The 20,086-nt window shown below is 70.2% G+C and carries 16 protein-coding genes; 6 read left to right on the top strand and 10 right to left on the bottom strand.

Annotated elements, in window-relative coordinates:
• Positions 1–181: 181 nt before the first annotated feature.
• From whiA to OG266_RS33980, 5 genes are all read right to left on the bottom strand, one after another.
• The gene (whiA, locus tag OG266_RS34000; RefSeq protein WP_266465791.1) at positions 182–1,171 is read right to left on the bottom strand and encodes a DNA-binding protein WhiA; all 990 of its coding nucleotides are present in this window, start codon (positions 1,169–1,171) and stop codon (positions 182–184) included.
• Positions 1,162–2,208: a uridine diphosphate-N-acetylglucosamine-binding protein YvcK gene (gene yvcK / locus OG266_RS33995; protein WP_266465788.1), complete on the bottom strand. Its 1,047-nt coding sequence runs from the start codon at positions 2,206–2,208 to the stop codon at positions 1,162–1,164. Before yvcK ends, whiA begins: the two co-directional genes overlap by 10 nt.
• Positions 2,205–3,236, bottom strand: coding sequence for an RNase adapter RapZ (gene rapZ, locus OG266_RS33990; RefSeq protein WP_371550382.1), 1,032 nt, complete (start codon positions 3,234–3,236; stop codon positions 2,205–2,207). The genes yvcK and rapZ overlap by 4 nt, the downstream gene beginning before the upstream one ends.
• A complete protein-coding gene (uvrC, locus tag OG266_RS33985) occupies positions 3,233–5,278 on the bottom strand; it encodes an excinuclease ABC subunit UvrC (RefSeq protein ID WP_371550380.1) in 2,046 nt (681 codons plus the stop codon). Before uvrC ends, rapZ begins: the two co-directional genes overlap by 4 nt.
• Positions 5,279–5,356: 78 nt before the next feature.
• On the bottom strand, positions 5,357–6,028 hold the full coding sequence (locus OG266_RS33980) for a response regulator (protein ID WP_371550378.1): 672 nt from the start codon (positions 6,026–6,028) through the stop codon (positions 5,357–5,359).
• A 210-nt stretch (positions 6,029–6,238) separates the two neighbouring features.
• On the opposite strand from OG266_RS33980, the gene OG266_RS33975 reads away from it, so the two are divergent.
• Entirely contained in the window at positions 6,239–6,400 is a 162-nt protein-coding gene (locus OG266_RS33975) for a hypothetical protein (protein ID WP_371550376.1), read from the top strand.
• 75 nt (positions 6,401–6,475) lie between these two features.
• Here the strand turns inward: OG266_RS33975 and OG266_RS33970 are convergent, their stop codons facing one another.
• Positions 6,476–9,232, bottom strand: coding sequence for a nitrate- and nitrite sensing domain-containing protein (locus OG266_RS33970; protein ID WP_371550374.1), 2,757 nt, complete (start codon positions 9,230–9,232; stop codon positions 6,476–6,478).
• The gene (locus tag OG266_RS33965) at positions 9,229–10,602 is read right to left on the bottom strand and encodes an extracellular solute-binding protein (RefSeq protein WP_371550372.1); all 1,374 of its coding nucleotides are present in this window, start codon (positions 10,600–10,602) and stop codon (positions 9,229–9,231) included. Before OG266_RS33965 ends, OG266_RS33970 begins: the two co-directional genes overlap by 4 nt.
• A 172-nt stretch (positions 10,603–10,774) precedes the next feature.
• Here OG266_RS33965 and OG266_RS33960 point away from each other — a divergent pair, with 172 nt between their 5' ends.
• Complete coding sequence (locus tag OG266_RS33960; protein ID WP_371550370.1) at positions 10,775–11,131, top strand: response regulator; 357 nt, start codon at positions 10,775–10,777, stop codon at positions 11,129–11,131.
• Between the two features lie 238 nt (positions 11,132–11,369).
• Positions 11,370–12,317 (top strand): hypothetical protein, encoded by a 948-nt coding sequence (locus OG266_RS33955; RefSeq protein ID WP_371550368.1) that lies wholly within the window; start codon positions 11,370–11,372, stop codon positions 12,315–12,317.
• Positions 12,318–12,444: 127 nt separating this feature from the next.
• Here the strand turns inward: OG266_RS33955 and OG266_RS33950 are convergent, their stop codons facing one another.
• The gene (locus OG266_RS33950; protein WP_371550367.1) at positions 12,445–12,870 is read right to left on the bottom strand and encodes a Rieske 2Fe-2S domain-containing protein; all 426 of its coding nucleotides are present in this window, start codon (positions 12,868–12,870) and stop codon (positions 12,445–12,447) included.
• A 282-nt stretch (positions 12,871–13,152) separates the two neighbouring features.
• Between OG266_RS33950 and OG266_RS33945 the strand changes: the two genes are divergently transcribed.
• Positions 13,153–14,307, top strand: a complete 1,155-nt coding sequence (locus tag OG266_RS33945) for a LacI family DNA-binding transcriptional regulator (RefSeq protein WP_371550365.1) — start codon at positions 13,153–13,155, stop codon at positions 14,305–14,307.
• A complete protein-coding gene (locus tag OG266_RS33940; protein WP_371550363.1) occupies positions 14,304–15,212 on the top strand; it encodes a carbohydrate kinase in 909 nt (302 codons plus the stop codon). The genes OG266_RS33945 and OG266_RS33940 overlap by 4 nt, the downstream gene beginning before the upstream one ends.
• An 11-nt stretch (positions 15,213–15,223) precedes the next feature.
• Here OG266_RS33940 and OG266_RS33935 read toward each other — a convergent pair whose 3' ends face one another.
• On the bottom strand, positions 15,224–16,078 hold the full coding sequence (locus tag OG266_RS33935; RefSeq protein WP_371550361.1) for a helix-turn-helix domain-containing protein: 855 nt from the start codon (positions 16,076–16,078) through the stop codon (positions 15,224–15,226).
• A 100-nt stretch (positions 16,079–16,178) separates the two neighbouring features.
• Between OG266_RS33935 and OG266_RS33930 the strand changes: the two genes are divergently transcribed.
• Positions 16,179–16,748: a YceI family protein gene (locus OG266_RS33930; RefSeq protein WP_266465753.1), complete on the top strand. Its 570-nt coding sequence runs from the start codon at positions 16,179–16,181 to the stop codon at positions 16,746–16,748.
• 61 nt (positions 16,749–16,809) lie between these two features.
• Here the strand turns inward: OG266_RS33930 and uvrA are convergent, their stop codons facing one another.
• The gene (uvrA, locus tag OG266_RS33925; RefSeq protein WP_371550360.1) at positions 16,810–19,881 is read right to left on the bottom strand and encodes an excinuclease ABC subunit UvrA; all 3,072 of its coding nucleotides are present in this window, start codon (positions 19,879–19,881) and stop codon (positions 16,810–16,812) included.
• Between the last annotated feature and the right edge of the window lie 205 nt (positions 19,882–20,086).

The following is a 20,086-nucleotide window of genomic DNA, read 5'->3' as shown; positions in this document are numbered from 1 at the left end:
CGCCAGGCTGGTCACGCTCCATGATCATGTCAAGACGGCATCAAAGAGAGGCAAAAAGCCGCTGGTGCCCGAATCGGCACCAGCGGCTTCCGGCGTGAACTGCACGCCCGTCCCGGCCAGTTGTCCACGAGGGCGCTGTGCCCTCCGCTCAGGACCAGGCCATCAGGCTGTCCGCACGGCCTCAGACGGCCATGTTGTCCGCCATCTCCTCGGTGAGGCTCGACTCCGTCCCGGGGATGCCCAGGTCCTGGGCCTTCTTGTCGGCCATCGCGAGCAGCCGGCGGATACGGCCTGCGACGGCGTCCTTGGTCAGCGGCGGGTCGGCGAGCGCGCCCAGCTCCTCGAGCGAGGCCTGCTTGTGCTCCATACGCAGTCGTCCGGCGGCCGCGAGGTGCTCCGGCACCTCGTCGGCGAGGATCTCCAGGGCGCGCTGCACACGGGCGCCCGCGGCGACGGCGGCACGGGCCGAGCGGCGCAGGTTGGCGTCGTCGAAGTTGGCCAGCCGGTTCGCCGTGGCGCGGACCTCGCGGCGCATCCGCCGCTCCTCCCAGGCCAGCACCGACTCATGGGCGCCGAGCCGGGTGAGCAGCGCCCCGATCGCGTCTCCGTCCCGTACGACCACGCGGTCCACGCCGCGGACCTCGCGGGCCTTGCCCGCGATCTGGAGCCTGCGCGCCGCGCCGACCAGGGCGAGCGCTGCCTCGGGGCCGGGGCAGGTGACCTCCAGGGAGGACGAGCGGCCCGGCTCGGTGAGCGAGCCGTGCGCCAGGAACGCCCCGCGCCAGGCCGCCTCGGCGTCGCAGGTGGCCCCCGAGACCACCTGCGGGGGCAGGCCTCGGATCGGGCGTCCGCGGCCGTCCACGAGTCCCGTCTGGCGGGCCAGCTGGTCGCCGCCCGCGACAACGCGTACGACATAGCGGGAGCCGCGGCGCAGCCCGCCGGGCGCCATCACGATCAGTTCGGAGCTGTGGCCGAAGATCTCCAGAATGTCCCGCTTCAACCGGCGCGCCGCCATCGCGGTGTCCAGCTCCGCCTCGATCACAATCCGGCCGCTCACCAGGTGGAGGCCGCCGGCGAACCGCAGAATGGCGGAGACCTCCGCCTTTCTGCAGCAGGTCCGGGTGACGGGGAGCCGGGAAATCTCGTCCTTCACCGCTGCCGTCATCGCCATGGGCCGATCCTTCCATGCATCCGAAAAATACGGTCGTACGCGGCGGCCAACAGCTCCGGGTCGTGCCGCGGAGATCCATCGGTCCGGGCCACCGGCGCCAGCTCGACCGCGGCGCCGAGCCGCTTGGCGGCATCGGTGAGCAAGTCGCGGTCGGGCACGGCGGCCTCGTCGGCCAGCACCACGTCCAGGGCGAGTTTAGGGGCGTGTCGTCCCAAAACCTCCAAATGACGCTGCGGAGAGAAGCCATCGGTTTCTCCGGGCTGCGGGGCGAGGTTCAGGGAGAGTACCCGGCGCGCCTTCGTCTGGATGAGCGCGTCGAGCAGTTCGGGCACGAGCAGATGCGGGATCACCGAGGAGAACCAGGAGCCCGGTCCGAGCACCACCCAGTCCGCGTCGAGGACCGCCGCCACGGCCTCGGGGACGGCGGGCGGGTCGTGCGGCACGACGTGCACGGACTGCACCTCACCGGGCGTGAGCGCCACGGTGGCCTGGCCGCGCACGGTGTCGATGTCGTCGGGCCTGTCCGGATCGTGCCCCTTGACCAGAGCCTGGAGCTCCAGGGGAACTGCGGACATCGGCAGCACGCGGCCGTGCGCGCCAAGGAGCCTGCCGACCAGGTCAAGGGCCTGGACATGGTCGCCGAGCTGCTCCCACAGGGCGACGATCAGCAGATTGCCGACCGCGTGCTCGTGCAGGTCGCCCTTGGACTGGAAGCGGTGCTGGATGACCCGGGCCCAGGTCTGGCCCCAGTCGTCGTCGCCGCACAGCGCGGCCAGGGCCTTGCGCAGGTCGCCGGGCGGGAGCACGCCCAGCTCGTCGCGCAGGCGCCCGCTGGAGCCGCCGTCGTCGGCCACGGTGACCACGGCGGTGAGGTCGCCGGTGATCCGGCGCAGTGCGGCGAGCGAGGCGGACAGGCCCATGCCACCGCCGAGGGCGACGACCTTGGGCTGGGTGCCGCGGCGGCGCGGCTTGCCGCCGCGGCCGTCGGGGGTCACCCGGCGCAGCCTGCTCAGCCGCAGTGATGCACGTCCGGTCATTCGCGGCCCATGTCCCGGTGGACGACGACCGTCTCCACTCCCTCGGAGGCCAGCCGGGCGGCGAGCTTCTCGGACATGGCGACCGAGCGGTGCTTGCCGCCGGTGCAGCCGACCGCGATGGTCACATAGCGCTTGCCCTCGCGGCGGTATCCGGCCGCGATGAGCTGGAGCAGCTCGGCATAGCGGTCGAGGAACTCCTTGGCGCCGGGCTGGTTGAAGATGTACGCCGAGACCTCTTCGTTGAGGCCGGTGAAGGGACGCAGCTCCGGGACCCAGTGCGGGTTGGGCAGGAAGCGCATGTCCGCCACCAGGTCGGCGTCGACCGGAAGGCCGTACTTGAAGCCGAAGGACATCACGGTGGCCCGCAGCTCGGGCTCCTCCTCGCCCGCGAACTGGGCGTCCATCTTGGCGCGCAGCTCGTGCACGTTCAGGCTGGAGGTGTCGATCACCAGGTCGGCGTCGCCGCGCAGCTCGCGCAGCAGTTCACGCTCGGCGGCGATGCCGTCGACGATGCGGCCGTCGCCCTGGAGGGGGTGCGGGCGGCGCACCGACTCGAAGCGGCGCACCAGGGCCTCGTCGGAGGACTCCAGGAAGACGATCCGCCGGGTGACGCTCTTGGACGCCAGGTCGGCGAGGGACTCGCGGAGGTTGTCGAAGAAGCGACGGCCGCGTACGTCGACGACGACCGCGATCCTCGCCACGTTGCCCTGGGAGCGGGCGCCGAGCTCCACCATGGTGGGGATCAGCGCGGGCGGCAGATTGTCGACGACGAACCAGCCGAGGTCCTCCAGACACTTGGCTGCCGTCGACCGGCCGGCGCCGGACATCCCGGAGATGATCACCAGCTCGGGGATGGCGGCGTCGGGCACCGCGGGCGTGTCCATCGTCGTACTCTCCTGTGCGCTGTCGGTACCGTCCGCACCCTTGTCGGACTGTGGTTCGTTTGCCTGACCGTCGTCGGTCTGTGCGTCGTTCGCTCGACCGTCGCCGGTCCGTGGTTCGTGTTCCTGTCGTTCGTTCTCGCTCATGTCTCCTGCCCCCGTCGCTTGTCCGAGGCGCCCGCGGTCACGGGCTCCTCCGGGGAGCCCGCCGTCGTTTCGGGCGCCCCGTCTTCCTCGTCTTCCATGATCTCTCCAGTCGCCGTGTTCACGGCGGGGGCGGCCGGGGCCGCCTGGGCGAGGGCCACGGCGATCATCTCGGCCGTTTTACGGCCTATACCGGGAACCTCGCAGATCTGGTCGATTGTCGCGGATCGCAGCTTTTTCACCGAACCGAAGTGCTTGATCAGTGCCTGTTTACGCGTCTCGCCCAGGCCCGGCACGTCGTCCAGCGGGCCCGACCTGAAGCGCTTGGCCCGCTTGACGCGCTGGTAGGTGATCGCGAAGCGGTGGGCCTCGTCACGGACCCGCTGCAGCAGGTACAGGCCCTCGCTGGTGCGGGGCAGGACCACCGGGTTGTCGTCGTCGGGCAGCCACACCTCCTCCAGGCGCTTGGCGAGGCCGCAGACGGCGATGTCGTCGATGCCCAGCTCGTCGAGGGCCTTCTTGGCGGCCGCGACCTGCGGCTGCCCGCCGTCGACGACGACGAGCTGCGGGGGGTAGGCGAAGCGCTTGGGGCGCCCGTCGTCCTCGGCGAGCGCGTTCTCGCCGTCCGCCCACTCCCCCGTCTTCTCCTTCTCGGCGATGTAGCGCCTGAAGCGGCGGGTGATCACCTCGTGCATGGACCGGACGTCGTCCTGGCCCTCGAAGCCCTTGATCTGGAAGCGCCGGTACTCGCTCTTGCGCTGGAGCCCGTCCTCGAAGACGACCATCGACGCCACGACGTCGTCGCCCTGGAGGTGCGAGATGTCGTAGCACTCGATGCGCAGGGGTGCGCTGTCCAGTTCGAGGGCCTCGGCGATCTCCTCCAGCGCGCGCGAGCGGGTGGTCAGGTCGGAGGCGCGCTTGGTCTTGTGCAGGACGAGGGACTGCTGTGCGTTGCGCCGCACCGTCTCCATGAGCGCCTTCTTGTCGCCGCGCTGCGGGATCCGAAGGGAGACGTTCGACCCGCGGCGCTCGGTCAGCCACTCCTGGACGGTCTCCGCCAGCTCGGGCAGCGCCGGGACGAGCACCTCCTTGGGGACGGAGTCGCCCGTCTCCTCCCCGTAGAGCTGCTGGAGCGCGTGTTCGACGAGATCACCGGTGGTGACGGCTTCCACCTTGTCCGTGACCCAGCCGCGCTGGCCGCGCACACGGCCGCCGCGTACGTGGAAGATCTGCACGGCCGCTTCCAGCTCGTCCTCGGCGACGGCGATCAGGTCGGCGTCGGTCGCGTCGGCGAGCACGACCGCGCTCTTCTCCATGGCCTTCTTCAGGGCCTCGATGTCGTCGCGCAGGCGGCCCGCCCGCTCGTACTCCATCTCCTCGGCCGCGTCCGTCATCTGCTTCTCGAGGCGGCGGATGTACGTCCCCGTACGCCCTGCCATGAAGTCGCAGAACTCCTCGGCCAGGTCACGGTGTTCGTCGGCGGAGACGCGCTCGACGCAGGGGGCGGAGCACTTGCCGATGTAGCCGAGGAGGCAGGGGCGGCCGGTGCGGACGGCGTTCTTGAAGACACCGGCGGAGCAGGTGCGTACGGGGAAGACGCGCAGCAGCAGGTCCACGGTGTCGCGGATCGCCCACGCGTGTCCGTAGGGACCGAAGTAGCGAACGCCCTTGCGCTTGTGGCCGCGCATCACCTGGACGCGCGGGAACTCCTCGTTCATCGTCACCGCGAGGTACGGATAGCTCTTGTCGTCGCGGTACTTGACGTTGAACCGGGGGTCGAACTCCTTGATCCAGGAGTACTCCAGTTGCAGCGCCTCGACCTCCGTGGACACGACCGTCCACTCCACGGACGCGGCCGTGGTGACCATGGTGCGGGTGCGGGGGTGGAGGCCGGCCAGGTCCTGGAAGTAGTTGGCCAGGCGCTGGCGCAGGCTTTTCGCCTTCCCGACGTAGATCACCCGGCGGTGCTCGTCGCGGAATTTGTACACCCCGGGAGAGTCCGGGATCTGTCCCGGCTTGGGGCGGTAGCTGGAGGGGTCGGCCATGTCTCACACCCTACTGGCGAGGGCTGACACCACGGCGGCCTCCCGGCTCCGCCTGTGGACAGAACGTAGGGCAAGGTCTCAGCGCGATTCCAGGAATGTCAGGACGGCCAGGACCCGGCGGTGGTCGTCGGAGGCCTCCGGGAGGTGCAGTTTGCCCAGGATGCTGCGGACGTGTTTCTCGACGGTGCCCTCGGTGACCCACAGCCGGCGGCCGATGCCGGCGTTGGAGCGGCCCTCCGCCATGAGCGCGAGAACCTCCCGCTCGCGGCCGCTGAGGAAGGACAGCGGGTCGTCGCGCCGCTGGGCCGAGAACAGCTCCCGCACCAGGGAGGGGTCGACGACCGAGCCTCCCCGGTGGATCCGGTCGAGCGACTCGATGAACTCGTCCACGACCGTGACCCGGCTCTTCAGGAGGTACCCGACCTTGTGGCCCCCGGCCAGCAGCTCCAGGGCGTCCTCGACCTCGACGTAGGCCGACAGGACCAGGATGCCGGTGGCCGGGTGGAGCTCTCGGATCGTGCGGGCCGCCTTGAGGCCCTCGGTCGAGTGGTGGGGCGGCATTCTTATGTCGATGATCGCCAGGTCCGGGCGTTCGTCGGCGACCAGCTCCAGGAGCCGTACGGCGTCACCGGCCTGCCCGGCCACTTCGTAGCCGACGCGCTCGCAGAGACTCGCGAGGCCTTCCCTGAGCAGGATGTCGTCGTCGGCGAGGACGACCCGTCCCCGCGCGGGCTGCTGATTGGCGTCCATGGTCCCGGCCCCCGTTGCCCGCGTGTGTGGCGCGATACGCCCCCAACAGCCTGCCGGAACGCGGGGGTTACTGCTAGCCGGAAGCGGAATTGGGGGCTGGCGGTGACGACACGCGGACATCGCGGGTCCATGCTCGAACCAGTGCAGATGCAAGGGGCCGGCCGTCCCGGGCGAGGGACGGCGGGCCCCTTGACGGAAGGACAGCGGGAGATGCGGCGGACACGGATCGAGCAACGACGGCGGTCGGTCCGTGTCCGCCGGTACGAGGACGAGGTGCGGTCCTTCCGCGACACCCTCGACCCGCGGGATCCCGACATCGTGCGCGCCAAGGGTCTGCGGCTCGTGCGGCGTGACGGCACCGCTTGCTCGTAGCGGCTGCCCGGTGTCTGCCTTGACGCCTGATGCCTGCCCCGAGGCCTGGTGCCTGCCTGTCCGGACCCGGGGCGGTCACCCGTCCTTCGGCCGCTGCCGCAGTGGCAGCCGTACGGTCAGGGTCGTGCCGCTTCCCGGTGGGCTGGTGATGCCGAGCCTGCCGCCGATCGCCTCGACGCGGTCGACGAGCCCGATGAGACCGGAGCCGCCGCCCAGGTCGGCACCACCGCTCCCGTCGTCGCTGATGGTCACCTCCAGGACGTCGTCGTACGTCCGGGCCTCCACCTGTACGACCGTGGCGCGCGCGTGCTTGGCGGCGTTGGTGAGGCATTCGGAGGTCACGTAGTAGACGGCGACCTCGGTCGGTTCGGGAAGGCGGTCGGGGGGCAGCCGGAGATCCAGCTCCACGGGGACCGCGGAGCGGCGGGCGAGGGCTCGCAGGGCGGGTCCCAGACCGCCTCTGGAGAGGATCGCGGGGTGGATGCCGCGGGAGATCTGCAGCAGGTCCTCGAAGGCGTCGTCGAGGCCTTTGCCGATGTGCGCCAACTGCTGGGAGACATCGGCCGATCGGTCCTCCATCATGGACTCGGCCGTCCGAAGGTCCAGTTGGAGCGAGACGAGACGCTGCTGGACACCATCGTGCAGATCGCGCTCGATACGGCGCCGGGACGCGTCCGAAGCGGCCACCACGCGCGCGCGTGAGGCTCTCAACTGGGCCTGGCTGTCGGCGTTGGCGATGGCGGTGGCGACGAGTTCGGTGAAGTCCGCGAGCCGGGACTCGGTGCCCGGAGGCAGCGGCTCCGGGCCCGTGGAGGCCGCGACGACGGCACCCCACAGGCGGTCGTCGACGACTATCGGGGCGCCGACCGAGCGTCCGGCGCGGGCCGGACCGCGGGTGTGGGCCACCTCTGCGGCCGCCTCCTCCCCCGCGCTCGTGTCGGCGTGGGCCGAGCCGAGAACCGTGACGGCGCCGTCGGCCTCGTACCGCAGGACGGCCGCGGGGCCCGTGCTCAGCACCATTCCGACTTCTCGCGCGACCGCCGCGAACACCTCGTGCGGCGGGTCGCCGCGGGCCACGAGGGTGGCGACGCGGCGCAGCGCGGCCTGCTCGCGGTCGGCGCGGCGGCTCTCGGTGACGTCGCGCGCGGCGGCGTAGATGAGGCCCTCTCCGGTCACGGGGCGGGCGCTCCACTGAAGCCAGCGCTCGGTGCCGTCGGCGCGCAGGCAACGGTTCTCGAACTCGGCGGACTCGGCGCCGTTCGCCAGGCGGTCGAGGACGGCACGCGTGCGTGCCCGGTCCGCCGGGTGGACGAACTCCAGCCAGGGCCTGGCGAGCAGCGTGCCGGCGGGGTGGCCAAGGGTGCGTTCGAAGGCCGGGTTCAGTCGCTTGAAGTAGCCGTCGGTCCCGCAGATGCACAGCAGGTCGAGGGAGAGGTGGAAGATGCTCGCCAGTTCCCGCTCGGCCTTGCGGCGCCGGCCGTGCGCGGCGGCGAAGGACGCCATGGTGGCGTTCATGCCGCCCAGCAGTTGTGCCCAGGTGCCGTCGAACGCGGCGACGTCCGCGCGATGGCCGAGCCGGTTGTCGTCGATCGCCGTGCTCATGGTGCGGATCTCGGCGGCGAGGCGCTCGCTGGTCACATGGAGTTCGCGGAAGGTGTCGGCGACGACGCCTATCTCGTCGCGCCCCGTGTAGTGGACGTCGTACGACAGATCGCCCTCGGCGAGGGCCTTGGCGCCCTCGGACACCTCGCTGAGCGGCCGTGAGATGGAGCCGCCCAGGACCAGGGCGAGGACGGTCACGGCGAAAAGGACCCCTACGGAGAGGGCAAGTTCGCGCTCGCCGCGGGCCTGGGCGGCCTTCAGTCCCTGGTCGGCGTCGGCGGCGAGTTCGTCTGCCGCGTCTTGCGCGATGCCGCGCAGAGCGGTGAGCCGGTCGCCGGAAGCCGTGAGCCAGTTCTCCAGGGAGGGTAGTTGCGGCTGTGCGCCTCCGGCTGCCAGGAGGGTTTCCCGGGTCGCGCGCACGGTGCGGCCGGCGGGCTGCAGCAGCACGCCGGCGAGGCGGGCGCGGAGCGGCCCTGAGGCGGTCTGGCGGAAGGTGTCGAGCTGGGCGGCCTCCAGGGCGGACCAGCGGCCGGCAGCGGCGTCCTGGCCGTCCGGGTGCGGTGTCGCGAGCAGGGCGGCGAGCGCGACGCGTTCGCGCGCGGCGGCCTCGATGGCGCCCAGGACTGCCAGGTAGGCGTCACCGGCGCGGCCCGAGGCCCGCGTGGGCCGGCCGGAGTCGAGGCGGCGGACGGTGTCGAGCAGATACGTCGCGACCGTCGCGTACCTCTGTTCGATCTGCGCCGCGGTGAGCGCACCGCTGCCCGACTCCAGCCGGACCGCGTGGAGCTGGTTGTCCACGGACCCGAGGACGCCGGCGACGTCGGGCTGCCCCTCGTGGCCGGAGGCGGTGCCCTCGGCGGCCGTGAGGGCGCGGTCGGTGGCCCGCCGGGCCGCGTTCCGGTCGGCCGCCGTGCCCGGCCGGTCCGGAGCGGCCTGGGCGAGGACCTCGGCGAGACGTTCGCGGGCGACGGCGTCGTAGAACCCGGCTGTCGCGAAGGACACCTCGGTCGAGGCCTTGAAGTCCTTGAGGGTGTGCGCCTCGTTCCACTGGGCCATCGCGGAGAGGACCGTGAAGGCGAGCAGCCCGGCGACCGGCGGCAGGACGAGCAGCATCAGCTTGGTGCGCACCCTCAGCCGCGCGAGCAGCGGTGGGCGGGCACCTGCCACGCGCGCGGGGCGCCGACGGCGTACGAGGAGGCGGGCGCCCCGCACGCCGGGAGTGAGTCTCATGGCCCGTCGGCCGGGTAACCCTGGTGATCGGCGAGGTCCTTGTCGATCTCGCTGACCGCCTGGTCCAGTGCGGCTTTCACCGGAGCGTGTTCGACGACGATCTTCGCGAAGGCCTTGGAGAAGGCCAAGGTCACAGCGGGGTAGGCAGGCGTCTGCGAGCGCGGCCTCGCCACCGTCCTCAACTGGTCGATGAACAGGCGTTCCGGGCCGCCCTCCGCGAAGGCCGGCGAGATCTTCACGGCACTGTTCGTCGCCGGGATCGCCCCGTTCGCCTGCGTCATACGGCGGATCTGCTCGGGCTTGAGCAGATAGGCGAGAAAGCGCCAGACCGCGTCGCCGTCGGTGGCTCCGGTGGTGACACCCCACTGCCAGGACCCCATGCCGGTGACCGTGCCCTCGCCGAAGTCGGGCAGCGGGACGATCTTCACGTCGCCCGGGAACGCCTTCGTGTACTCGCCGTACATCCAGTGCCCCACCCAGGAGATCGGACTGCGCTCCTTCGTGAAGGCCTTGGCGTCCTTGTCGGGATCGATCAGCCCCTCCTTGGACCAACCCTGCATGGTGGTGAGGGCTTTGACGGCCTCCGGGCTGTTCAGGAACCCGTCGGCCGTGCGGTGCGTCCTGGGGTCGATGAGATCGCCGCCGGCCGACCAGACGGCGGGTGCGAAGCCGTAGGTGTTCCATTCGCTGCCCGACTCCGCGTAGTCGAGCCGGAGGTCGAGCGGGCTCTCGTACCCCTGTTCGCGGAGCTTGTGGAGGATGCCGGTCAGCTCGGTGGCCGTCCAGGCGTCGTCCGGGCCGCTCGGGATGCGGATGCCGGCCTTCTTCAGGATCGAGGGGCGTACGTACAGGCCGAGGCCGGAGTCGAAGGTGCCGACTCCCCACAAACGGCCCGCATAGGTGCCTTGTTCGCGGATCGAGGGCAGCAGATCGCTCTTCACGCTGTCGGGCACACAGGAGTCGATCGGCTTGAGCTTGCCGGACCAGGCGTAGTTGTAGAGGTTCGGACCGTCGAAGTCGAGCAGGTCGGGCAGTTCGCCGCTGGCGGCCGCGGATTCGACCAGATCCGTGTACGGGCGCTCCTCGGGCAGCGCGATCAGTTCGACCCGTACGGCCTTCTGCCCGGCGTTGAAATCCTTGACCTGACGGCGCAGCGTTTCGAACTCCCCGCTCGGGCCCGCGTGGAACCACATGGTGATGTCGGTGGTGCCCTTGAGCTCTCCGTCGCACGTGGTGTCCCCGCGCGCCCTGGAACGCTTTCCGTCGTCACCTCCCCCACCGCATCCGGCCAGCAGGAGGGCCGCACAGAGCACTCCGGGGAGGAACAGCCGTCGCCGGGTTCGCCTTGGTTTCCGTTGGAGCAACTTCATCGTGCACTCCCATCCAACCGACGGGACACGGCCACCCCAGGGCATCGTCATGCTACCGCCCGTGACTCACCGCTGCTCTCCGTGAGCGCGAAACTCCGTTTCCGGCAAAGGACTCCAGCACTTTCCGGCTAGCTGCAAGGCGCACCGGTCCACCCGTTGGGAAGCTGCCAGCATGTCCATGCGCTGTCTCCTCGTCGACGACAGCGCCCGGTTCCTGGAGGCCGCGCGCGCCCTGCTCGAACATGGCGGGGTGCAGGTCGTCGGTATCGCCTCGACGGGCGCGGAAGCCTTCGCACGAGTGGCTGAACTGTCCCCGGACGTCGCCCTGGTCGACATCGACCTGGACGGCGAGAACGGCTTCGACGTGGCGCGACGGCTCGCGGACGATGTACCCGCCGTCATCCTCCTCTCCACCCATTCCCTGGAGGACTTCCAGGAACTCGTCGCGGCCAGCCCGGCCCACGGCTTCCTCCACAAGTCGGCGCTTTCGGCGCCGGCGATACGGGAGTTGCTCGGATGCGAGGGCTAGGCGACCGCTGGGCGCGGGCGTACGGCCACCCGGACGCGAGGGTCGGACGCCTGCTGAGGCGCCTGTTGCGCATCAGGTGTTGTCGCGGCTTGGTCAACACGCTTCAATGCGGTGGAACTTGAGGCCGCGAACGGCGACACGCGCGCGTGAACAGACCCCGCGCGCCGACCCGGTGGCCCCGACCACCCGCACGAGCGGCCTGACCAGCCGTTGTGAGCATTCACAGAAAGGCCCCTGCATGCGGCACGGCACACAGCACGCGGACCTCGCCACGGCGGAACTGGAGACGGCCCTGCGGGGCGGCCCCTTCCATATCGCGCTGCGCGCCGCGATCGCCGCCCGCGGGCTGCCCCTGCAGCGGGTACAGCACCACTTGTCGCGGTACGGGGTCAAAGTCGGGGTGACCAGCCTGAGTTACTGGCAGCAGGGCGCCCGGCGCCCGCAACGCCCCGAATCGCTGCGCGCCGTCCGCGCCCTGGAGGAGATCCTCCAGCTCCCGGACGAGTCACTGATCCGACTGCTCGCCAAGGCCGACGAGCACCCCGTCCCGGAACGCCCCGCGGGCCGTTCGTACCGCGCTCTCGTGGAGGCCTCCGGCGTCCTGGAACAGCTTCTCGCCGAACTGGAGTCGCCCCTCGACAGCGGGCTGCACACTCTCGGCCACCACGAATGCGTACGCATAGGCGCGCACCGCGAGCTGATGGGCCGCGAGTCGCACCACATAGTTCGCGCCCACAAGGAGGGCGTGGACCGCTATATGGCCATCCACCATGGCGACCCCGGTTGCGCTCCGGAGCGGATGGCGGTCCGCGCCCTGGAGAACTGCCGTACGGGGCGCGTGCGTTGGCACCGGGACACCGGAGTATTCGTGGCCGAGCTGCTCTTCGACACGCGGCTGCGCCCGGGCGACACGTACCTCTTCCGCTACGGCTTCGACGACGGCACGGCCGGGGTGTCCAGCGAGTACGTACGCGGATTCAGCTTCGCGGGCGGGCAGTACGCCCTCCAAGTGCGGTTCGCCGAGGAGACGTTGCCCGTGCGCTGCCACCGGTTCACCCAGCACTCGGCGGCGGCCCCGCGCAGCGGCCGCCAGGAACTGGCGCTGAGCGGTCACCATCGCTCGGTGCACCTGGTCGAGCCGCGGGTGCGGTCGGGGATCGTGGGGATCGGGTGGGACTGGGAGTAGCCGCTCCCAGGCGCCGCCTCGGGCGGGCACTTCCGGCACCGGCTGGTCCGGCACCGGCTGCTCTGGCACCGGCTCGGACAGGCCCGCCCGGCACCGACCTGGTCCGGCGTGCCGGCCCCGCGGCGGCTCAGGCGCCGGGCCCCGCGACGATCTTCCCGTCCTTGTCCTCGACGGACAGCTCTTTCAGCGGCACGGTGGCCGGCACCTGGAGGACCTTGCCCGTCGTGGCGTCGAACTGACTGCCATGGCACGAGCAGGTGAGCGTCGTGCCCTCCAGCTTGTCGATGGGGCACCCGGCGTGCGTGCAGATCGAGCTGAACGCCTTCAGCGCACCGCTCTCGGCGCGGCTGACCACGACGTTCTGGTCCCGGTACAGCTTGGCGCTCCCCTTGACGACCTCGCTGTCGACGCCCAGTTCGACCGGCGCGGTGGGCCTCGCGGGCGTCCCGCCGTCTCCGATGCCGGAGCACGCGGCGAGAGCCGCCCCGGCGACCGGGGTGAGCGCCGCTCCCCGCAGGATGGTGCGGCGGCTCGCGGACGGACGGCCGGGCATGGCATCTCCACTGGTCGAAGTTGTGTCAATCGGCGATCTGCCAATCGGTGGTGCGTCAATCGGTCGAGCGCGATGAGGGCACGACGGGTGCATGACGCATGCATGCGTGACCCGTACATCCGGGGTCATCGCATGGCGACGATACCGGCACAGATCATTCCGCCTGGCGCGGGGTGGAGGTCGGCGCCGAGACGCACGTAAACGCTTACGTAAGCGTTTACGTGTTCCGCTTGATGGGATAGGTTCCCTCGCGAGGAACCGGGTCCCAGGGGAGGGAACTCAATGGCGACGATGGTCGATGTGGCCCAGCGCGCGGGTGTGTCCACCGCGACCGTCTCGCATGTACTCAACGACACGCGTCCCGTGCGGCCGGCCACTCGCCAGGCGGTGCTCGAAGCGATGGACGCGCTCGGCTACACGCCCAACACCCTGGCCCGTTCACTGGTCACCTCACGAACACGCTCCATCGGCCTCGCGGTGTCGGCGATCAGCAACCCGTACTTCACGGAAATCCTGCAAGGGGTCGAGGCCGGAGCGCTGGAGCACGGTTACGGCCTGCTCATCGCCGATCCGCACGACGACCCCGTGCACGAGCGGAAGGTCGTCCAACTGCTGCACGAGCGCCGCGTCGACGGCATGATCGTCGCGCCCTCGGCGGATCCGGACGAACTGCTGGACTACCTCGGAAAACACGACGTGCCGACCGTGTTCCTGGACCGACTGGTCGACACAGCCGCCGACGCACGCGTCGGCACAGCCGCCGAGACGCCCTCCGACGACTCTTCGGGCGCACCTCAGGACGCCTCCTTCCACTCTTTCCGCTTCGACCAGGTCTGCACCGAGAACGCCGAACCCATGGCGCAGTTGGTCACGCATCTGGCGGAACTGGGCCACAAACGCATCGGACTGGTCGCGGGCCTGCCCGGGCTCAGCACCACGACCGAGCGGATCTCCGGCTACCGGCACGGCCTCGCGAACGCCGGACTCCCCTACGACGAACGGCTCGTGGCGCACGGCGACTCCCAGTCCGCCGCCGCCGAGCGCACCACCCACGCCCTGCTTTCCCTCGCGGCACCGCCCTCCGCACTCGTCACCGGCAACAACGCCATGACGATCGGCGCACTGCGCGCCCTGCGCGAGCGAGGCCTGTCCGTGCCGGACGACCTGGCCCTGTGCTGCTTCGACGACTTCGCCTGGGCGGACCTGTTCACGCCCCGGCTGACCGCGATCTCCCAGCCCAGCAAGGAAATCGGCGCCCAGGCCGTCCAACTGCTCCTGGAACGGCTCGCGTCACCCAGCCGTCCGGGCCGTACCATCCGGCTGCCCTCCACCCTCGTCCACCGCACCTCGTGCGGCTGCCCCGAGGATCCTGAGAAGACCGAGGCTTTCGCGAGCCCCGGGCACCCCCAGAGCACCGAGAAAGGACCCGTGTCGTGATCGTCGTCGCCGGTGAGGCCCTGATCGATCTGGTACCGCAGGGCGCGGGCGCGCTCGTGGGCCTGCAACCGGCGCTCGGCGGCGGGCCCTACAACACCGCCGTGGCACTGGGCCGCCTTGGCTCCCCCACTGCCTTCTGCTCCCGGGTCTCGTCCGACGCGTTCGGCGAGGCACTCCTGAACGGGCTGCGCGAGGCGGGCGTCGATGTGTCCTCCGTGCAGCGCGGAGCGGAGCCGACGACCCTCGCCGTCGCCTCGATCGACGCGGACGGCTCGGCCTCGTACTCCTTCTACGTCGAGGGCACGGCGGACCGCCTCTTCACGGCCCCCGCCCAACTCCCGGACGAGACAAAGGCGGTGTCCTTCGGCACCTGCTCGCTCGTCCTGGAGCCGGGCGCGAGCGCGTACGAGGAGCTGATGCGGACCGCCGCCGCACAGGGCGTGTTCACCACCCTCGACCCGAACATCCGGGCCGGGCTGATCCCCGACGCGGACGCCTACCGGGCGCGGTTCAAGAGCTGGCTCCCGTCGGTGGCACTCCTCAAGCTCTCCGAGGAGGACGCCCTGTGGCTCGGCGGCACCCCACGCGAGTGGCTGGCGTCCGGGCCCGCCGCCGTGGTGATCACGCAGGGCGGCGATGGTCTGACGGCGTTCACCCGCGACGGCTCGGCGCACTCCGTACCCGGCGAAGAGGTCGAGGTCGTGGACACCATCGGCGCCGGTGACACAGTGAACGCGGCACTGCTGCACGGCCTGGCCGCACGCGACGCCCTGTCCCCGGCGGCCTTGGCGGACCTGGGCCCCGAAGGCTGGACCGACCTGCTGCGCTTCGCGGCCCGTGCGGCGGCGATCACCTGCTCACGAGCGGGAGCGGAACCGCCGTACGCCTCCGAACTCAGCGCCTGAAGGTCCGCCCCTCAGCCACTGACAGCCCGCAGCGCCCCCGGCCGACGCCCGCTGAGACGGTCCAGTGCGGTGGCCGTGGCGTCGTCGGCGGGAAGGTGTACGACCATGCGGTGGCCGTCGTCGGGCAGGGCGAGCGTTTCGTACGCCAGGCGCAGCGGGCCGGCCTCCGGGTGGATGACGAGGTCGGTCCCCGCACGCCGGGGCAGGGCGGGTACGGCGGCGAGCCGGTCGGCGAAGAGGGCTCCCGCGGTCACCGTCAACTCATCTGCCATGGTGGTGACATGAGGGTCGTGCAGCGGCGCTTCATGCCTGAGGTACGCGACCTGTTCGTCGGCCAGCCGGTCCCAGTCGGAGTAGGCCGCGCGCGCCCGCTCGTCGGTGAACACGTACCGGAGGATGTTGGGCTGCTGCCCGTCGAGCACTCCGAGCGGTCCGGCGAGGCTTCGATAGCCGGTGGTGTACGCGAGGATGTCGCCGATCCAGTTGATGAGCACGGCAGGTGCGGGCTCCAGCCCGTCCAGCATCGCCCGCACGGTCGGGCGGACGGTGCGAGTGGGTTCCGTCGCCGCGGAGCACAACACGGCGTCGTGGCCTGCCTCCTTGACGATCCGGCGCAGCAGGATCCGCTCCGCCACCGGCAGATTCAGCGCGTCGGCGAGCACGCCCAGCACCTGGGCCGACGGGTTGCGGTCGCGGCCCTGCTCCAGCCGGGTGAGGTACTCGACGCTGATCCCGGCGAGCGTGGCCAGCTCCGAGCGGCGCAGCCCCGGCGTGCGACGGCGCGGCCCGGTCGGCAGCCCGGCCTCGGCGGGTGTGATCGCTTCCCGGCGTGCGCGGAGGAAGGTGCCCAACTCGTTGTCGCTCACCGGTAGAACGTACAACGTGTGCGTCACCGGATCGTGGCCCTGTCACTACCACCATCCGCCCGGTCTCCCTCCCGCTCGCCGGTCGGCGCAGGGTGGGGCCATGACCTACGACAACTCCACGACCACGCATGCCGCTTCACTGCCGCTCGCATCCGGCGACTGGGAGCTCGACCCTCTCCACTCGGCCGTCAACTTCACCATTCGCCACCTCGGGATCGCCAAGGTGCGCGGACGCTTCGGTGAGGTGCAGGCCGGACTGTACGTCGGTGGGACGGCCGACGATGTGAGGGTGAGCGCCGAGATCGCTCTTGCCTCCATCGACACCGGGAACCCGGACCGCGACGCGCACACCCGCTCGGCCGAACTGCTCGACGTCGAGAAGCGTCCGACGATGGCGTTCCGCTCGACCCGGGTGTCCGGCGACGGTGAGGAGTGGTCGATGGAAGGGGACTTGACCATCGGGGACGTGACCCGTCCTGTGACGTTCGCCGTCGAGTTCGGCGGGGTGGTGGACTCCCCCGTCGACAGTCGCAAGCACGCCGGGTTCGAGGCGACGGGCGAGATCCGGCGCAGCGACTTCGGACTCGATTTCGGGACTGGATTCCTTGGTGATGTTGTCAAGGTTCAACTGGACATGCAGTTCGTCGAACCGCAGGAACAGGGCGGCTGACTGTGCAACGGACGGCGCCCCACGGGGAGTTCCCGTGGGGCGCCGCTTTTTTGATGACTTGTCAGGCCTTGCGAGCCCGCGTGGTCTTCTTCGCCGGGGTCGTCTTCTCCGTGGCCGTCGTCGCTGTGGTCGTCGCCTTTGCGGCCGTCTTCTTCGTGGCCGCGGCTGCCTTCTTGGTCGCCGTGTTGTTGACGGCCTTGGTGGCCGTCTTCGTCGGGGTCGACCTGGCCGCCACCGTCTTCTTGGCCGCCGCCCTGCGCGGGGCCTTCACCGAAGTCCCGTCGCTGATCCGGTCGGCGCCGAGGACCTCGCGCAGGAACTTGCCGGTGTGGCTGGCCGGAACCCCGGCGACCTCCTCGGGCGTGCCCTCGGCGATCACGAGACCACCGCCGTTGCCGCCCTCGGGACCCATGTCGACGACCCAGTCCGCGGTCTTGATGACATCGAGGTTGTGCTCGATGACGATGACCGTGTTGCCCTTGTCGACCAGGCCGGACAGCACCGTGATGAGCTTGCTGATGTCCTCGAAGTGCAGACCGGTGGTCGGCTCGTCGAGCACGTAGACCGTGCGTCCCGTCGACCGCTTCTGGAGCTCGGAGGCCAGCTTCACTCGCTGCGCCTCACCACCTGACAGCGTCGGCGCGGACTGGCCGAGCCGGACGTAACCCAGACCGACGTCGTTGAGCGTCCTGAGGTGGCGGGAGATCGCGGGCACGGCCTCGAAGAAGCCGAGCGCCTCTTCGATCGGCATGTCGAGGACCTCGGAGATGGACTTGCCCTTGTAGTGGACCTCCAGGGTCTCCCGGTTGTAGCGCGCCCCGTGGCAGACCTCGCAGGGGACGTACACGTCCGGCAGGAAGTTCATCTCGATCTTGATGGTGCCGTCGCCGGAGCAGTTCTCGCAGCGGCCGCCCTTGACGTTGAAGGAGAAGCGGCCGGGCAGATAGCCCCGCACCTTCGCCTCGGTCGTCTCGGCGAACAGCCTGCGGACGTGGTCGAAGACTCCGGTGTACGTCGCCGGGTTGGACCGGGGCGTACGGCCGATGGGCGACTGGTCGACGTGCACGACCTTGTCCACAAGGTCGTCGCCGTCCACGCGCGTGTGCCGCCCGGGAACGCTCCGCGCACCGTTGAGCTCGCGGGCCAGGTGCGTGTACAGGATGTCGTTGACCAGGGTCGACTTGCCCGAGCCCGACACGCCGGTGACGGCCGTGAGGACACCGAGGGGGAAGGACACGTCGATGTCCTGGAGGTTGTTCTCCCGGGCGCCGTGCACCGTGAGCCTGCGGCTCGGGTCGGCGGGGCGGCGGATGTCGGGGAGGGGAATCTGCTTCTTGCCCGACAGGTACTGCCCGGTGACCGAGTCGGGGTTGGCCAGCAGGTCCTTCAGAGAACCGCTGTGCACGACGTTGCCGCCGTGCTCGCCCGCTCCGGGGCCGATGTCGACGACCCAGTCGGCGACCTTGATGGTGTCCTCGTCGTGCTCGACGACGATGAGTGTGTTGCCCATGTCGCGCAGTCGGACCAGGGTCTCGATCAGGCGGTGGTTGTCGCGCTGGTGCAGGCCGATGGAGGGCTCGTCGAGGACGTAGAGGACGCCTACGAGTCCGGAGCCGATCTGGGTGGCCAGGCGGATGCGCTGGGCCTCGCCGCCGGAAAGCGTGCCGGCCGCCCGGTTCAGCGACAGGTAGTCGAGGCCGACGTCGACCAGGAAGCGCAGCCGTTCGTTGACCTCCTTCAGCACGCGCTCGGCGATCTTCTTGTCGCGCGCGTTGAGCTTCAGCTTGCCCAGGAAGTCGGCGCAGTCACTGATGGACATCGCGGAGACCTCGGCGATCGACCTCTCCATGACGGTGACCGCGAGAACGAGCGGCTTCAGGCGCGTGCCCTCGCAGGTGGGGCAGGGCACCTCGCGCATATAGCCCTCGAAGCGCTCGCGGCTGGCGTCGCTCTCGGCCTCGCTGTGCCGCCGCTTCACGAAGGGGACGGCCCCTTCGAAAGCGGTGGTGTACACACGCTCGCGCCCGTACCGGTTGCGGTAGCGGACCTCGATCTGCGTCTTGTGCCCGTAGAGCAGGGCCTTCTTGGCGCGCTGCGGAAGACCGGCGAAGGGGATGTCAGTCCGGAATCCCAGCGCGTCGGCGAGAGCGCCGACGAGACGGCCGAAGTAGTCCTTGGTGTGCCCGTGCGACCACGGGTGGATGGCGCCCTCATCGAGGGACTTGTCCTCGTCCGGGACGATCAGCTCGGCGTCGACCTCCATGCGCGTACCGATACCGGTGCACTCGGGGCAGGCGCCGAAGGGCGAGTTGAAGGAGAAGGAGCGGGGCTCCAGCTCCTCGAAGGACAGGTCGTCGTACGGGCAGTACAGGTGCTCCGAGTACATGCGCTCGCGCTCGGGGTCGTCGGCGGGGAGGTCGACGAAGTCGAGCACGACCATGCCGCCGGACAGGCCGAGGGCGGTCTCCACGGAGTCGGTCAGGCGGCGCTTGGCACCGTCCTTCACCGTGAGGCGGTCGATGACCACCTCGATGGTGTGCTTCTCCTGCTTCTTCAGCGTGGGCGGCTCGGTGAGCTGGATCGTCTCGCCGTCGACCCGGGCCCTGCTGTACCCCTTGGTCTGGAGATCGGCGAAGAGGTCGACGAACTCTCCCTTGCGCTCGCGCACGAGCGGCGACAGGACCTGGAAGCGGCTCCCCTCCGGCAGCTCCAGGACCTTGTCGACGATGGCCTGCGGCGACTGGCGCGTGATCGGGCGGCCGCACTCGGGACAGTGCGGCTTGCCGATGCGCGCGAAGAGAAGGCGCAGGTAGTCGTAGACCTCGGTGATGGTGCCGACCGTCGAGCGCGGGTTGCGCGAGGTCGACTTCTGGTCGATGGAGACCGCCGGGGAGAGGCCTTCGATGAAGTCCACGTCCGGCTTGTCCATCTGCCCGAGGAACTGCCGGGCGTACGAGGACAGCGACTCGACATAGCGGCGCTGCCCCTCGGCGAAGATCGTGTCGAAGGCGAGGGAGGACTTGCCCGACCCCGACAAGCCCGTGAAGACGATGAGCGAGTCGCGCGGAAGGTCGAGCGAGACATTCTTCAGATTGTGCTCGCGCGCTCCACGGACGATGAGACGGTCGGCCACGCCGGTCCGCACCTTTCTTGAGAGAAGTGACAGGGGCGAGGCCCCCGTCGTTTTCAGACTAGGGGGAGCCACTGACAACGCCGGGTCGGTTTCCCTGGTTCACAACAATCCCGGGCCATCCAGCATGCCCGACGCCGCGCCCGAGCCTATAGCACGTGCATTCGATTTGCGGGGCTGGCCAACGGCCTTCACCCGAACGTGTGGC

The organism is Streptomyces sp. NBC_00554 (genome assembly GCF_041431135.1).
Classification (GTDB): domain Bacteria; phylum Actinomycetota; class Actinomycetes; order Streptomycetales; family Streptomycetaceae; genus Streptomyces.
The sequence above is the reverse complement of the archived record's forward strand: the minus strand, read 5'-3'. Positions and strand labels throughout refer to the sequence as shown.

Excerpts from the sequence above, each read along its gene's own strand:
- whiA (WP_266465791.1), bottom strand. The coding sequence starts at position 1,171 with ATGGCGATGACGGCAGCGGTGAAGGACGAGATTTCCCGGCTCCCCGTC.
- yvcK (WP_266465788.1), bottom strand. The coding sequence starts at position 2,208 with ATGACCGGACGTGCATCACTGCGGCTGAGCAGGCTGCGCCGGGTGACC.
- rapZ (WP_371550382.1), bottom strand. The coding sequence starts at position 3,236 with ATGAGCGAGAACGAACGACAGGAACACGAACCACGGACCGGCGACGGT.
- uvrC (WP_371550380.1), bottom strand. The coding sequence starts at position 5,278 with ATGGCCGACCCCTCCAGCTACCGCCCCAAGCCGGGACAGATCCCGGAC.
- OG266_RS33980 (WP_371550378.1), bottom strand. The coding sequence starts at position 6,028 with ATGGACGCCAATCAGCAGCCCGCGCGGGGACGGGTCGTCCTCGCCGAC.
- OG266_RS33975 (WP_371550376.1), top strand. The coding sequence starts at position 6,239 with ATGCGGCGGACACGGATCGAGCAACGACGGCGGTCGGTCCGTGTCCGC.
- OG266_RS33970 (WP_371550374.1), bottom strand. The coding sequence starts at position 9,232 with ATGAGACTCACTCCCGGCGTGCGGGGCGCCCGCCTCCTCGTACGCCGT.
- OG266_RS33965 (WP_371550372.1), bottom strand. The coding sequence starts at position 10,602 with ATGAAGTTGCTCCAACGGAAACCAAGGCGAACCCGGCGACGGCTGTTC.
- OG266_RS33960 (WP_371550370.1), top strand. The coding sequence starts at position 10,775 with ATGTCCATGCGCTGTCTCCTCGTCGACGACAGCGCCCGGTTCCTGGAG.
- OG266_RS33955 (WP_371550368.1), top strand. The coding sequence starts at position 11,370 with ATGCGGCACGGCACACAGCACGCGGACCTCGCCACGGCGGAACTGGAG.
- OG266_RS33950 (WP_371550367.1), bottom strand. The coding sequence starts at position 12,870 with ATGCCCGGCCGTCCGTCCGCGAGCCGCCGCACCATCCTGCGGGGAGCG.
- OG266_RS33945 (WP_371550365.1), top strand. The coding sequence starts at position 13,153 with ATGGCGACGATGGTCGATGTGGCCCAGCGCGCGGGTGTGTCCACCGCG.
- OG266_RS33930 (WP_266465753.1), top strand. The coding sequence starts at position 16,179 with ATGACCTACGACAACTCCACGACCACGCATGCCGCTTCACTGCCGCTC.